The organism is Draconibacterium sp. IB214405 (genome assembly GCF_033963885.1).
Classification (GTDB): domain Bacteria; phylum Bacteroidota; class Bacteroidia; order Bacteroidales; family Prolixibacteraceae; genus Draconibacterium.
The window spans coordinates 686,501-701,352 of the sequence record NZ_JAXBMA010000001.1; the positions used below are offsets into that span (position 1 = coordinate 686,501).

The 14,852-nt window shown below is 40.7% G+C and carries 12 protein-coding genes and 1 tRNA gene; 6 read left to right on the plus strand and 7 right to left on the minus strand.

Annotation, left to right across the window (positions count from 1 at the left end; genetic code table 11):
- The first annotated feature begins 79 nt into the window (after positions 1–79).
- Complete coding sequence (locus tag SLH46_RS02435; RefSeq protein ID WP_320279553.1) at positions 80–1,168, plus strand: mannose-1-phosphate guanylyltransferase; 1,089 nt, start codon at positions 80–82, stop codon at positions 1,166–1,168.
- Between the two features lie 72 nt (positions 1,169–1,240).
- On the opposite strand, the gene SLH46_RS02440 is transcribed toward SLH46_RS02435, so the two are convergent.
- The 5 genes from SLH46_RS02440 to SLH46_RS02460 all read right to left on the minus strand — a co-directional run bounded on the left by SLH46_RS02440 (position 1,241) and on the right by SLH46_RS02460 (position 8,673).
- Positions 1,241–4,684: an efflux RND transporter permease subunit gene (locus SLH46_RS02440; RefSeq protein WP_320279554.1), complete on the minus strand. Its 3,444-nt coding sequence runs from the start codon at positions 4,682–4,684 to the stop codon at positions 1,241–1,243.
- Between the two features lie 25 nt (positions 4,685–4,709).
- Complete coding sequence (locus tag SLH46_RS02445) at positions 4,710–5,831, minus strand: efflux RND transporter periplasmic adaptor subunit (protein ID WP_320279555.1); 1,122 nt, start codon at positions 5,829–5,831, stop codon at positions 4,710–4,712.
- 24 nt (positions 5,832–5,855) lie between these two features.
- The gene (locus tag SLH46_RS02450; protein ID WP_320279556.1) at positions 5,856–7,199 is read right to left on the minus strand and encodes a TolC family protein; all 1,344 of its coding nucleotides are present in this window, start codon (positions 7,197–7,199) and stop codon (positions 5,856–5,858) included.
- Positions 7,183–7,809, minus strand: a complete 627-nt coding sequence (locus SLH46_RS02455; RefSeq protein WP_320279557.1) for a TetR/AcrR family transcriptional regulator — start codon at positions 7,807–7,809, stop codon at positions 7,183–7,185. The genes SLH46_RS02450 and SLH46_RS02455 overlap by 17 nt, the downstream gene beginning before the upstream one ends.
- Before the next feature lie 192 nt (positions 7,810–8,001).
- On the minus strand, positions 8,002–8,673 hold the full coding sequence (locus tag SLH46_RS02460; RefSeq protein ID WP_320279558.1) for a 2-C-methyl-D-erythritol 4-phosphate cytidylyltransferase: 672 nt from the start codon (positions 8,671–8,673) through the stop codon (positions 8,002–8,004).
- A gap of 53 nt (positions 8,674–8,726) precedes the next feature.
- On the opposite strand from SLH46_RS02460, the gene SLH46_RS02465 reads away from it, so the two are divergent.
- From SLH46_RS02465 to SLH46_RS02480, 4 genes are all read left to right on the plus strand, one after another.
- The gene (locus SLH46_RS02465) at positions 8,727–9,380 is read left to right on the plus strand and encodes a DUF2461 domain-containing protein (RefSeq protein ID WP_320279559.1); all 654 of its coding nucleotides are present in this window, start codon (positions 8,727–8,729) and stop codon (positions 9,378–9,380) included.
- Between the two features lie 245 nt (positions 9,381–9,625).
- A complete protein-coding gene (locus SLH46_RS02470; RefSeq protein ID WP_320279560.1) occupies positions 9,626–10,303 on the plus strand; it encodes a DUF5020 family protein in 678 nt (225 codons plus the stop codon).
- A gap of 10 nt (positions 10,304–10,313) precedes the next feature.
- Positions 10,314–11,606 (plus strand): NCS2 family permease, encoded by a 1,293-nt coding sequence (locus SLH46_RS02475; RefSeq protein ID WP_320279561.1) that lies wholly within the window; start codon positions 10,314–10,316, stop codon positions 11,604–11,606.
- A gap of 68 nt (positions 11,607–11,674) precedes the next feature.
- Positions 11,675–11,749: transfer RNA gene (locus SLH46_RS02480), tRNA-Val, on the plus strand.
- A 57-nt stretch (positions 11,750–11,806) separates the two neighbouring features.
- Here SLH46_RS02480 and SLH46_RS02485 read toward each other — a convergent pair.
- Positions 11,807–12,721 (minus strand): nuclear transport factor 2 family protein, encoded by a 915-nt coding sequence (locus tag SLH46_RS02485; protein WP_320279562.1) that lies wholly within the window; start codon positions 12,719–12,721, stop codon positions 11,807–11,809.
- Between the two features lie 370 nt (positions 12,722–13,091).
- Between SLH46_RS02485 and SLH46_RS02490 the strand changes: the two genes are divergently transcribed.
- Entirely contained in the window at positions 13,092–13,901 is an 810-nt protein-coding gene (locus tag SLH46_RS02490; RefSeq protein WP_320279563.1) for a ThuA domain-containing protein, read from the plus strand.
- Positions 13,902–13,953: 52 nt separating this feature from the next.
- Here SLH46_RS02490 and atpG read toward each other — a convergent pair whose 3' ends face one another.
- Positions 13,954–14,829, minus strand: coding sequence for an ATP synthase F1 subunit gamma (gene atpG / locus SLH46_RS02495; RefSeq protein ID WP_320279564.1), 876 nt, complete (start codon positions 14,827–14,829; stop codon positions 13,954–13,956).
- Positions 14,830–14,852 lie beyond the last annotated feature (23 nt).

The following is a 14,852-nucleotide window of genomic DNA, read 5'->3' on the forward strand; positions in this document are numbered from 1 at the left end:
ACAACAATAACAAAATAATTCCGTATTTTCAAAGCTAGGAACTCAATTTGGATCAATATTACGAACAAAACACAGACAGATGGCTAACAATTTTTGTGTGATTATGGCAGGTGGAGTAGGAAGTAGGTTTTGGCCACTTAGCCGTACAGCACGTCCGAAACAATTTCTTGATATTTTAGGAACCGGGAAAACATTTCTTCAACAAACATACGAACGATTTTTAGGGATTGTACCTCCCGAAAATTTTCTGGTGGTTACCAATGCAGTATACAAAGAACTGGTTAAAACGCAGTTGCCGGATTTAAACGACCAGCAGATTTTACTGGAACCTTTGCGCCGAAATACTGCGCCGTGTCTGGCTTATGCGGCCAATAAAATTGCTGCAACACACCCTGAGGCCAATCTTATTGTAACACCATCCGATCATTTGATTTTAAAAGAAGAGGAGTTTCATAAACAGGTAAAAAATGGACTTGAGTTTGTTGCTGAAAGGGAAGCTTTGTTAACATTGGGGATTAAACCGAGCCGCCCTGAAACCGGCTACGGATATATTCAGGTAAAACGAAAAAAGGAATTTCACGATTTGGATAACCTGTATAAAGTAAAAACGTTTACGGAGAAGCCGAACGAAGAAATGGCGAAGATTTTTATTGATAGCGGCGAGTTTTACTGGAACTCAGGGATATTTATTTCATCGCTTTCAACAATACTGGAATCGTTTCAGCAGCATCTCACCGAAATTGCCCTAAAATTTGAGCACGGCCGAAAAAAGATGAATACGCCAAGTGAGGAACCGTTTATCCGAAAAACGTACTCGGAATGTCAGGCTATTTCTATCGACTACGGTATTATGGAGAAGGCAAAAAACGTGTATGTACTGACTGCCGATTTTGGCTGGAGCGATTTGGGAACCTGGAGTTCGTTGTACGAGAATAAAGAAAAAGATGATGTGGGCAATGTTGTTCCGGGCGATAATGTTTTGTTGTACGACACCGAAAATTGTATCATCGAATTATCGAAAGAAAAAGTAGCAGTAATTCATGGTCTCGATGGTTTCATTATTGCCGAATCGAACGATACTTTGATGATCTGCCGACGCGAGGATGAGGACCAGATTAAAAAGTTTGTTACCGACGTGAGGATTAAAAAGGGAGACTCGCTGGTATAGGTAATTTTTGAAAATAGGATATAAAAAAACGGGTAGTCAAATTGGCTACCCGTTTTCTTTTATCAGAATTGGTTATTCTGACACTTCCGGTTTAACCGGCATATTGTCTTCCGGTAAATTACCGGTCCACTTTTTAATTGTATAATTTATCCGGATTGTAATCATATACATTACCGGAGAAATAAGCAGGGTTAAGAAGGTGGCAAAGGTAAGACCGAAAATTACAGTCCACGACATTGGCCCCCAAAATGCTACACTCTCTCCACCAATTGTAATCTGCGGATCGAAGCGCGAATACAGTGTAAAGAAGTTGAAGTTTAGTCCGATTGCCAGTGGTAACAAACCTAAAACTGTTGTTATAGCTGTAAGCAACACCGGACGTAAACGGGTTTTTCCGGCTTCAACAAGTGCATCGATCTGAACCTGTTTTGGTAAAAATGCCTTTTCGGAATAACCCAGTTCTTTACGTTTGCGCATACGGGTAAGATCGATGTAGTCGATCAGTACAATACCGTTGTTTACCACAATACCGGCCAGCGAGATAATTCCGATTCCCGTCATAATCACCACAAATTCCATTTTAAAGATTCCCAAACCAAGGAAAACGCCAATGGTACTGAAAATTACAGTGGCAATAATAATCGCCGGACGAATAAAGGAATTAAACTGCGTAACCATAATAATCATAATCATGGCAATGGCAATTAGTAACGCATACACCAAGAACTGCATACTTTCAGCCTGCTCCTGCTGCTCACCCGAAAACTCGTAAGTGTAACCCTCAGGCATATTGTAATCTTCAAGAAGCTGTGCAATACGCGTATTAATTTCGTTGGCATTGTAGCCATCAACCACACCCGATGTAATACTAATTACACGTTTATGATCTACACGGCTGATTTTATCGTACGAAGTCTGGTATTTAAATGATGCTACCGATGAAATCGGGATTTTGCTTCCGTTAACCGGAATTTTCTGGTTCATCAATGTTGATACATCGTTACGGTATTTCTCATCGAGACGCACAAAAATATCGTATTCATCCTCGCCATCTTTAAACTGACTGGCTTCGTAACCGTAAATTGCACTACGGAATGCCAATGCTATTTGTTGAGTCGACAGTTCGTATAAACGAGCTTGCTCACGATCAACCTCAATAAGCATTTCGGGCTGGTTGGTGTTAATATTCAGCTGCAACTCATCAATCCCCGGAATATGATCATTTTCAATAATCCGAAGGAAATCGTCGGTGATTTTTACCAACTGGTCAAACTCGTCACCCGACACATCAATACTTACCGGATCGCCTGTTGGAGGTCCCTGGTCTTCTTTGTCAACGAATATTTTTGCCCCAACAAAACCGTCAAGGTTTTTGGAAATATCCTGCATTACAATTGAGGTGTTAATGCCATCGCGTAATTTATATTCGACAAATGAAACCGATGTAAGCGATTTATTCGGACTTTCTTCGTTGCTACTGAACATACCGCCACTCATACCCACACCAACGTTAGTAGTAACCGATTTCACAATGTGTTCAACCGGCTTAATGGTTTCTTTTATAATTCGCTCTACCTCGCGCGAAACTTCATCGGTTTTTTCGATTGAAGTTCCGAGTGGAAGTTCCATTGTTACGTAAACCGTTGTTGGATCGGTTTCGGGGAAGAACACGGTTTTTGGATTGCTCCCGAAATAAAATCCAACTGAAAACAGCAGCAGTAGGAATGTACCTCCAAAATAAATGTATGGCCATGGTCCTGTTAATGCGTGACGTAATTGTTTGGTGTACATGTGCTCGAGCCAAACCAGGAATTTAGTCTGGAACCAGCGGGCAACAGGGCGCAACAGAAAGAGGTTTGACAGCATAAGCAAGGCAATGGTTGCCAGCAGGTTTGCCAATAGATATATTTTAGCCACATAAAAAAGGATTGAAACTCCGGCAAAAACGGCTACATATTTTAAAATCTTCTTCGCATTTATTTTCTTGTTGATGTCTTCAACACGCATAAATGATGAGATAAATGCAGGGTTGATTACCAATGCAACAAATAGTGATGATGCCAGCACTACAATAAGTGTTTGCGGCAGAATTTTCATAAACTCGCCAATAAGACCTTCCCATGCCAACAGCGGGAAGAAAGCTGCAAGTGTAGTAAGTGTCGATGAAATAATCGGGAATGCAATTTCGCTAACACCCTGTTTGGTAGCTTTTAGCAACGACAGGCCTTCGCTGTAAAGTCGGTACACATTTTCAACCACTACAATGGCGTTGTCAACCAACATCCCAAGCGCAAGAATTAATCCGTACAAAACCATTGAATTAAGCGTAATTCCTGATTGCTGAAGGATTACAAACGACAGGAACATGGAAAGCGGAATGGCCAAACCTGCAAAAAGTGCGTTGCGGAAACCAAGGAACAGGAACAGCACAAAAGTTACCAGAATCATCCCCAGAATAATACTGTTTTCGAGGTTCGAAATGGTATCTTCAATGTAGTGCGTCATATCGTCGGTAACAACCACTTCAAGATCTTGTGGTATTTGGCCGCGTGCTTTTAACTGGTCGATTCCGTTAATCACATTTTGCGATGCTGCCAGAATATTCTCGCCCGATTTTTTGGTAACCGACAAGGTAATTACCGGCTGGTCATTCAGACGGGCAATAGTTGCCTGTTCTTTATAACCGTCAACAACGTTTGCAATATCGCGGATATAAACGGGTTTGCCGCTGTTTACCTTAATAATTGTATTTGCAATCTGATCGATGCTGGTGTAATTGGCATCGGTACGAATCGTCCTTCGGGTTTGGTCGGCAGTAAACTGACCGGCTCCCATGCTAATGTTTTCCAACTGAATGGCAAACGCAACGTCCTCAAATGTCAATCCTACCGCGTCGAGTTTATACGGATCTACATTAATCTGGATCTCGCGTTCTTCGATACCACGAATGCTGGCTTCCGAGATTTCTTTATAACCTTCAAACTCGTCCTGCATTATTTCAGCATACTTTTTCAGGTCGCGCATGTTGTATTCGCCCGATACGTTTACGTTCATAATCGGGTATTCCGAAAGGTCGAAATCGGTTACATACGGATCGCTTGGCAAGTCGCTCGGAAGTTCGGATTTTGCCTGGTCAACACGGTCTTTGGTATCCTGGAGTGCCTGCTTTATCGTAATATTTGTGTTGAACTCAACAATAATGGTACTCACATCCTGGTACGATGCCGAAGTTATTTCTTTCACGCCTTTCAAACCTTTCAGCTCTTTTTCAATAGGGCGCGTACACAGGTTCTCGATATCAACCGGCGAGTTTCCGGGATACAGTGTTTGAATAAAAATGTACGGAACAACAATCTCGGGCATTGCCTCGCGGGGCATTTGCTGGTACGAGAATATTCCGAACAAAACCAAAAGTGCCGTAAAAATATACACCGTGGTTTTATTCTTAAGCGCAAGATAAGTTGGCTTAAACTTACGCGTTATATCGTTTTTTTTCTTTTCTGTTTCTTTCTCCATTTTGAAGAATTTTTAGGTAGGTGTTTTAATTGATCTTTACCGCCGTGCCGTTAATAACCTGGTTGTAACCTTCAGAAATTACATGCATTCCGGCAGTCAGGCCATCAGTAATCTCTGTCATATTGTTGTTTGTTACTCCAGGTGTTACATAAACTTTTTTGGCTACATCTTTTCCGTCGGCTTTTTCCGAGATGTAAGTGTAGTGTCCTTTAAAATCTTCTTTGATATAAAGCGAAGGAACTACGATGGCCGATTCGTTAACATAGTCGCGCAACGATATTACCGAAATCAGGTTCGGTTTAATTTGGTTGGTGCTGTTATTTAGGTTGATACGCACACGGAATGTGCGGTTGTTCGGATCGATTGTATTACCGATCTGGTTAATGGTTGCTTTAACTGTTTTATCCAGTGCCGGGAAACGAATTTCAACTTCGTCGCCTTTGTGTACTTTGGTAATATACGACTCCGAAATATCGCCGTAAATTTTAATGCTACCGGTGTTAATTACCTTGGCAAACGGAACCTGCGGACTTCCAATGTGTCCTTTCTTTTGGTAAACCACATCAACCACTCCGTTAATCGGCGATTTAACTTCCGACATTTCAATTTGGGTATTCAAACTTTGAATCCTTTTCTCCAGGCTCTCTTTGTTGTTTTTGGCCTGCAGGAATTGCATTTCAGAACCAATATTCTGGTCCCACAAATTTTTCTGACGCTCGTAATTGGTAACAGCTAAATCAAGCTGAACCTGTAATTCATCAATCGAACGCTCAAGTAAATCGGTATTCAGCTTGGCCATAACCTGTCCTTTACTCACGTTCTGTCCTTCAACAACCAGTACTTCTTTAATTACGCCTGCCGATTCAGGACTAACATCCACATCTTGTTCGGCTTCAACGGTACCGGTGACTTCAATAAAGTGTTCGAACTTCTGGTCTTCCAAAATGGTGGTCTTTACATTTACCAACTTCTCTTCAGTATTGTCGGCCAACTCGGTTTCCAACGCATGAATTTGTTGTTCAAGTGCGTGAACCTGCTGTTTTAGTTCCTGCAATTGTTTTCGTTTTCCAGCATCGTCGGTGGGATTTGTATTTCCGCACGCCGATAAGATTAGTGCTGCTGTTGCTAAGAATAGAATCTTTTTCATGGTATGTATTTTTCGTTTTTTACGTTATAAAGCTCCGGCAGCTTTTTTTAGGTTGATATCGGCTTGAAGCAATGACATTGTTGAGGAAACCAGCTGCTGCCAGGTGCTGATGTACTGGGTTTCCTGTTGCGATAATTCGGCACTGCTAACCATTCCGTTATTAAATTTTATTTGTGTTTTATCTAAAATGCTTTTTGCCAGATCGCGGTTTTCCTGCGTATTCAGAAACTGTTCTTTTGCGGTTTCCATCTGGGCCGAAGCGGTTAAATAATCCTTTTGAAGCGTAATTTCAGTAAAGCGTTTATCGTTTTCTGCTTTTTCAAGTTCAAGGCGTGCCATCCTTACTTTTGCTTGTTTGTTGCCAGAATTAAAGATGGGAATAGAGGCCTGGAGACCAACCAGCGAAGAAGGAAACCATTCTTCTTTAAATAAGTTGGCACTGTTACTATACGACGTTTTGGTGTAGCTGTAAAAACCACTGAGCCGGGGCAGGTAGGCCACTTTTTCTAGTTTGTACAGTTTCTCTGAAACCTCAAAGTTGGACTGAGCCAGCCTGTAATCGATATGATTTAGAAGATCCAGTCGTATGGTGTTTTGTTCTTCAACCAGTGGCAAAACAAATACTTCCAGTTCATCGGTCAGGGTAAGTTCCTGGTTAAGGTCGTAGCCCATGGTGTATTTTAACACTGTTTTCGCCACAGTTAATTCCCTTTCAGAACGTAATACTTCGTTTTCTGCATTTTTCTGAAGGATGCGCAACTGATCGACATCTTGTTGTTCGCGGAACCCGTTTTTGTAATAAACTTTGGTTTCTTCGTATAAACGAGTGCTGTTTTCAAGGCTTTCGAGCATTACTTCTTTGTAACGTTCGCTGATGAGTACCATGTAGTACGCCTGGGCTACAGCATCGCGAATGTTGATCTCTGTTTTTTCGTTGGCCTGTTTTGCAAGGTTTAGATAGAGTTCTGCCGAACTTACACCAACAATCCACGATCCGTCGAATATTTGTTGCGATACGCTGAATCCGAAATCCGCATTGTAATCCTGACCAAATTTTACAGGAATGTATGTACCCGGGTCTCCTCCGAAAAATTCTCCTGGAAGTAATGAAACCGGGAGGTTCAGAAATGCGCTGTAATTCGCTGTTGCCGATACCTGCGGTAAACCGGTAGTAATGGTTTCCCAAACCTGCTTCTGCGCAATGGTTATATCTTGTTTTGTGTCGAACAAAACATACGAGTTTTGCATGGCGTATTGTGTCGCCTGATCAAGAGAAAAACTTGTGTTTTCTTCTTCCTGAGCGTTCAACGACAATCCTGCAGCCGACAACACAAAAAACAAGATTAGTTGATTAATTTGTTTCTTCATACTGAACTTTATTAAGCTGTTTTTTATAATATTTTATTCCTTTATCGTTACAAATTGCATTCATATGATAGTCCATCATACTATCGAAAAATGCAAGAGAGTTGACCTCGTACTCTTCAAAAATCCCATAGTCAGGATTCATGGTAAACAACATTCTGCCCACCTGGAGTTTGGCAATCAGGTAAGGATCAAGATCGGTTCGGTACATTCCTTGTGCCATTCCCAGTTTCAGGTTATCGATGGTGTTGGTGAATATGCGTTCGCGTTTTACCTCGTTTATCCTTTTGTACAAACCGGGGTAGTATTTTTTTAAATCCTTCTCGATTCCGTTGTTGTAGAATTTGTAGATAAATGCCACATGTTTGCGTATCAGCAGCATGCTGTCGATGGCGTTTTTATCGTCCAGTTCCTTAAATGTTTCACCACTTTGTTCAAGAAAGAATTCAATAACCTGGTTAACCAAATCTTCTTTATCGGAAAAATACTGGTAAAGTGTCTTTTTCGAGATTCCAAATTCCGCTGCCACGTCGTCCATGGTAACGGCCCGTATGCCTTTTTTGAAGTAAAGATGGCCTACGTTTTCAATGATGTACTTTTTCTTTTCTTCCACGCCGCAAAAGTATGCTTAATTTTACAGGAAACTTTGGTAGTGTAAAAAGTTTTTACACCACAGTGTGTTTAAACTTCCCGATTATATAGACTTTTGAATATTTAAAAAGTTACATAAAACTATTTTGAATTTAAAAGTTTCCACATGAAGAATCGGTAAACGTCGAATTCTTACCAATTAAAGCAATATATTTTACTGTGGAAAAAGAAATGATTTTGCGATGATAAGATCCTGCGGCCAGGTGATTTTTATGTTTTCGCGGTTGCCGTCAACAAGATGAATCCGGTGACCGGCATTTTCGAGCACCGAAGCATCGTCGGTAAAATTTTCATGCTGAGCTTTTTGATAAGCCTCTTTTATGATTTGAACATCAAAAGTTTGAGGTGTTTGAACCAGGAAATACCTGCTGCGATCAACAGCTTTATTTCCACTATCATCAGAATACCGAACCGACTCCGAAGGCGGTACAACCGGCAGTGCGTTGCCCGATTTTTTGGCTTCCGAAAAACAGTGCTCAATGGTTTCTTTGGCAACAAGCGGACGAACACCATCGTGTATAAAAACAATACCGTCGTCATTAATTTGTGCCAGCCCGTTTTTTACCGACTGAAAACGATTCTCGCCACCAAAAGCCAGTTTGTAATTGATCGTAAAAAAATGTTTGTGGCAAAGTTCTTTCCAGTGTTCAACCTGATTTTCGGGTAAAACCAGTATAAATTCAATGGTAGGATCAAAACTTAAAAACGCTTCAAAAGTGTACATTAGCACAGGCTTTCCCTCAATTTCGAGAAATTGTTTTGGCACGGAAGCCTGCATTCGGTTTCCACTTCCACCCGCAACAATTAAAGCAAACTTTTTTAGCATCGGTTCTGTTTTTTACCTAAATTGAAGTTAAAAATAGCGCAAAATATTCTACAATGGAGAAAGTTCTTGGGTTTTTGAAAGAGTTGACAGAAAACAACAATCGCGAGTGGTTTAACGACAACCGTAAATGGTATGACGAAAGCAGAGAAAAATTGCTTTTTCTTACCGATGTTTTAATTAATGAAATTGGTGAGTTTGATCCTAAAGTCAGGGGATTGTCGCCAAAAGATTGTGTGTTCAGGATCTTTCGCGATGTACGTTTTTCGAATGATAAGCGTCCGTACAAAACTAATTTTGGGAGTTTTATCTGCACGGGAGGACGGAAAAGTATGAATCCGGGTTACTATTTTCACCTGGAACCCGGAAGTTGTTTTATTGCCGGAGGAATTTATATGCCGCCGGCCCCGGTGTTAAAAACAATACGGGGATACATGGATCATCATGCCGAAGAGTTTCTTGCAATTGCAAATGATCCCGAATTTAAAAAGCACTTTCCCGAAATGTATGATGATAAACTAAAACTGGCTCCGAAGGGATTTCCAAAAGATCATGAATACATTGAGTTGCTAAAATACAAATCGTTTATTTTTTCGAAGCCATTGAAAGACAGTCTGGTAACAAGCGAGAAGTATATTGAAGAAGTGCTGGGTACTTACGAGCAGGTTTTACCGGTAAATCAGTTTTTATACGAAGCGCTGGCGGAATAGCTATTTTTAATGGCTCTTAATAATAATTTAGGGGTTACTTTTTATGCTTCCGAGGAATATATATAGTATAAGACCCTTATTTTTTATCTTCCCGATTTCAATGAAATGCCCCGGTTGTTCTGACCGGGGTTCTTTTATTTAACATCACAATACAGAGGAGCTTAGCTTGGCCTTTAGTTTTTACAGAACGGAAAGAATAATTACTTTTGCAACCATAAATATCAAATTCTTTTAATTTAATAACTATGAAAAAGGTACTACTTGCAATGGCTTTCGTTGCGTTTATGTTTTCTGTTAATGCCCAAAATTTGCAGTTGCATTACGATTTCGGCGAAGGCCGCAAAATGTTGACTTCAACAGTTGAAATGTTTCGTCCTGATGCGTACGGATCGACATTCTTCTTTGTTGACATGGATTACGGTTCGGATGAGAGTGGCATCGATAATGGAGTTTCTCTGGCATACTGGGAAATTGCACGTGCTTTTAAATGGAACGAAACACAAAGCTTTATGCCGCGTGTGGAATACAACGGTGGTATTATGGTTTTGGATGGTGCAAACTTTCCGATCGAGAATTGTTGGTTGGCTGGTGTTGAACGTACCTGGGCTTCGGCTGATTTCTCAAAAATCCTGACCTTGCAAGCCAACTACAAGTACATCAAGGATAAAGAAGATGCTGCCTTCCAGTTAACAGCTGTTTGGACCGTACAAATGGCAGAAGGTAAAGTTACTTTCACCGGTTTTGCTGATTTCTGGAAAGAAGAAATGTTTTGGGGAACCGATTACCGTTTCTTAACCGAACCACAACTATGGTACAACCCATGCAAAAACTTCTCGTTTGGAACGGAAGTAGAGCTTAGCAATAATTTTGTTGGTGACGAATTTGCAGTGAAGCCAACCCTGGCCGTAAAATATACATTCTAAAACCTGAATTATGATCGATAAATATTTTAATATCAGCGGCCGTGGGTCTTCCTACAAAAAGGAGATCATTGGTGGGGCAACCACCTTTTTAACCATGGCATACATCATTTTTGTAAACCCATCGATTTTGGGCGATGCAGGAATGGATAGAAATGCACTGATCACAGTTACGATTGTAGCCTCTCTTGTTGGTACACTTTTGGCCGGTATTTGGGCAAAAGTACCTTATGCAATGGCTCCCGGAATGGGATTGAATGCCTTTTTTACCTACACCCTTGTACTGGGTGCCGGTGTTGACTGGCAAACCGCGCTTGGAGTTGTGTTTATCTCGGGTGTGATATTTTTAGGGCTTACCGTTACCGGTATTCGAACTAAAATCATTCACACCATTCCATTGGCATTGCGTCTGGCAACTGGTGCTGGTATTGGATTGTTTATCTCTTTTATTGGTTTTAAGAATATGGGATTGGTGGTATCCAATCCTGCCACTTTTGTAGGTTTAGGTGAGTTTACGCCTACCTTGTTAATTGGTTTGGGTGGTTTACTTATAACTGCAATTCTGGAAGTTAAAAAGGTACGTGGCGGAATTTTCTACGGAATTATCATTACAACCATTATCGCAATAGTTGCCGGAGAGGTACAGGCGCCGGAATCGGTAGTTTCTATGCCTCCTTCAATGAGTCCGTTATTGCTAAAACTCGATATCCTCTCGGCGCTGAGCCTGGGATTAATTGGTGCGATTTTCTCGTTTATGTTTGTCGACCTTTTTGATTCCGTAGGAACAATTGTAGCCTGCTCGTACGAAGCCGGTTTTGTTGATAAAGATGGCAAAGTGGAGAATGTTGACCGTATTCTGGAAGCTGATGCGGTAGCAACCGTTGCCGGTACTTTATTAGGAACAAGTACAACGACAACATACATTGAATCGGCATCAGGAATTGCCAATGGCGCAAAAACAGGTTTTGCTTCTATAATTACAGCTGCCTTGTTCTTTTTGGCGCTGTTTTTTGCTCCGCTTATTGGAATTGTTCCGGGTTATGCAACGGCACCTGCGCTGGTAATCGTTGGAGTTTACATGTTCAAGAATATTAAACAAATTGATTTTGGTGATTTCACCGAGGCCATCCCTGCGTTTTTAACCATTATTTTAATGCCTTTAACTTACAGTATTTCCATTGGTTTATCGTTTGGATTTATCTCGTATGTTGTTTTGAAGGCTGTGGTTGGAAAATATAGTGAAATTTCATGGTTGATGTGGCTTATTGCCCTGTTGTCAGTATTAAATCTATGGTTTGGCGTTTAGTCACTACTAAAAAATAGTTAGAAGGATTGTCGTACGGCAATCCTTTTTTTGTACTTTTATTTTGCTTTGAGGCATTAGCTCAGTTGGTTTAGAGCATTACCTTGACAGGGTAGGGGTCACTGGTTCGAATCCAGTATGCCTCACAAAAAAAAGGAAGTATTCTTTAAGACTACTTCCTTTTTATATTCGAATAGATTGTCTTAATCCGTTACATGGTTGGTGCTAAAATAAGCCATTTCCTGAACGATCTTTCCATCGTCGTTAAATGAATGAGACAACATTAACGGCATCACCACTTTTTTGCCGCTTTCTTCATCGGTGTACGAATAATTCCACCACGAATAAACTACAAAACCGTTATTCAGTTCGTAGAAAATACAATCAGGGTATCCGATTTGCTCGAAGTGAATATCTTTTCTTGTGGCAAAATGATTGGCAACATCGGCAGCTCTTTCTTCCAGGTTCATACTTTGGTTGAAGCCGCCTGCCGTATTACTAAAAGTTGCATTTTCAGCAAAGAAATCCCTTAGTCCATCTACATCCTCAGCAACATATGTGTTTAGCAATTTTCTCACCGTTGCAATGTAAGGGTGGTTGATATAAACCTTGCCATTTTCGCGGGTAGTTTGTGCATTTCGAATGTCTTCGAAAACATTATTATTGTAGTATTGAATAAAAGCGGCAATTTTTCCATCGTCGTTGAAAGCATATAAACAGTGGAGTTCCAATTCCAGATTTATCCCTGTTTTTTCGTGTGTTCCGGTGAGCTTGAGCCAGTCCTGTACCCATATTTTACCGTCCTTATATTCTATTGCATCAGGATAGGCACCCGGTGAATCTTCAACATTAAATTTCACGAAGTTTTTGGACCACCATCCTGTGTTTTCGCCAAATTGGTCAGCCGTGGTTTTCCAGTCATTTCCATTTCTGACAATCATTACCGAGTCGGCAAAAAAGGTCTTGGCTTTTTCGGTGTCGCCACTTTTAACGGCATTCCAAAAGTCTCGAGTTACGTCAATGGTCTCGTGTTCGTTAAATACTGTACCATTTTTGTTTTGAGAAAATACTGAGCTTCCAATGAGGGCTAGAATCAGTAAAACAGCAAAATTTTTCATAATGTAATCTTTAGTTAAATGATTTGAAAAATTCCGGTTTTAACTCACATAACTATTGGGCTCTAAAATACAATTTACGTAATACTAAATTAAAATGAAAATTAAACGCTGGTCTAATCGTCAGGAATACAGGAAGATAGGGCTTTTCAAGAGGGTGCTGCTTAGGAGCGTTTAGTTTAAGGGGTTGATTTACAGTGCGATAAAAAGACAAGGAGGTATGAAATACAAATCATAATATTATTACTTTAAATTTCGACTCGCAGACTTCATTCGTTCAAATTCTTTTGGGTAGCATCATATTCTGGCTGAATAATATTTCTCAATCCCACATTTTCCTCTAATTTTAGGAGGGTATTAAATAGATAAAACTATGCTAAACAAATCACCAAGAAATTTAATTGCATCTGCTATTTTCATATTAACCGGATTGTTATTGCTGTCACCAAAAATTTACGCACAGAACACCATTCAAAACACACCAACAATGGATGGGAAAAAAGTTCTTTTTGTTTACGGAGGTTGGCAGCCACACGAACCGAAACAATCGGTTGATGTTTTTGTGCCGTGGTTAAAAGCCGAAGGTGCGGAGGTCGTAGTTTCTGATAATTTAGATAGTTACCTGGATGAGGAGTTGATGCGTTCAGTTGATTTGATTATACAAACATGGACAATGGGAACCATTACAAACGAACAGGAACGAGGTCTTCTGAAAGCCATAAGAAATGGGGCAGGATTAGCCGGATGGCACGGCGGAATTGGCGACTCATTCCGAAATAATACAGAATACCAGTTTATGGTTGGCGGACAGTGGGTGGCGCATCCCGGAGGCGTTATTGATTACTCGGTGCAAATCACAGATAAGAACGATCCGGTAACGCAAGGATTAAACGATTTTAGTATGCATTCGGAGCAGTATTACATGCATATCGATCCGAACGTAGAAGTAATGGCTACAACCAAGTTTACATCGGAATATTCTTCGTGGATCGATGAATGTGTTATGCCGGTGGTCTGGAAAAAATATTACGGCAAAGGACGTGTGTTTTATAGTTCGCTGGGGCACGTTATGACAGATTTTGAGATACCGGAAGCACTTGAAATTATGAAACGGGGAATCCGTTGGGCCGCCGAAAGTAAATACACTCCAAAAGAAAAATGGGTGAGTCCGGTTTATAAATAAAAAACCGCTCCTTTTTCAAAGAACGGTTTCCCAATATTTTTATAAAAACGATTTATCCGTTTAATGCTTCGGCACCACTTACAATTTCCAGAATTTCTCCGGTGATTGAAGCCTGGCGTGCTTTGTTGTACTCCAAAGTAAGCGATCCAATCAATTCAGTAGCATTGTCGGTTGCCTGATGCATCGCCGTCATTCGGGCACCGTGCTCTGCAGCGTTCGAATCAAGTAAAGCTTTGTAAAACTGAATTTTTAATGAGCGCGGAATCAATTCCTCGATAATATGTTCTTTCGACGGTTCGTATATAAAATCGTAATTGCCATTATCTTCATTTTCTTCCATTTCAACCGGGAGGAATTGCTCGGCAGCTTGCACCTGAACGGCAGCATTTTTAAACTGGTTGTACACCAGTTCTATACGATCGTAGTGTTTGTCTGCAAACGATTTCATACATTCTTCGGCCACTCTCGAAACATTCTCAAAAGTAAGCGAATCGAACAACTCATTTTCGTCGGCTACAACGTTGTACCCGCGGTGTTTTAGCTGGCGTGCTCCTTGTTTTCCGATACACATAAACTCAAGGTTGCCCAATTGCAACTGTCGCGAATATTTGGTGTTGGCCACCTCAATTGCCTTTTTGGTAATGTTGGCATTAAATCCACCGCATAAACCGCGGTTAGACGATACCAATATCAGCAAAACTTTATCAGGAGTACGAGATTGTGTGTAAACTGAATCCTCCACATTTTCGAGGCTGGCACTCAACGATGCAAGAATCTCGTGCAGTTTTTCAGCATACGGTCTGATCTGTAAAATAGCATCCTGCGCTTTTTTTAACTTGGCAGCCGAAACCATTTTCATGGCACTGGTTACCTGCCGTGTTGTTTTTACCGATGCTATTCGGGTTCGTATTTCCTTTAATCCAGCCATATTTTTTCAATTGAAGGAATGAT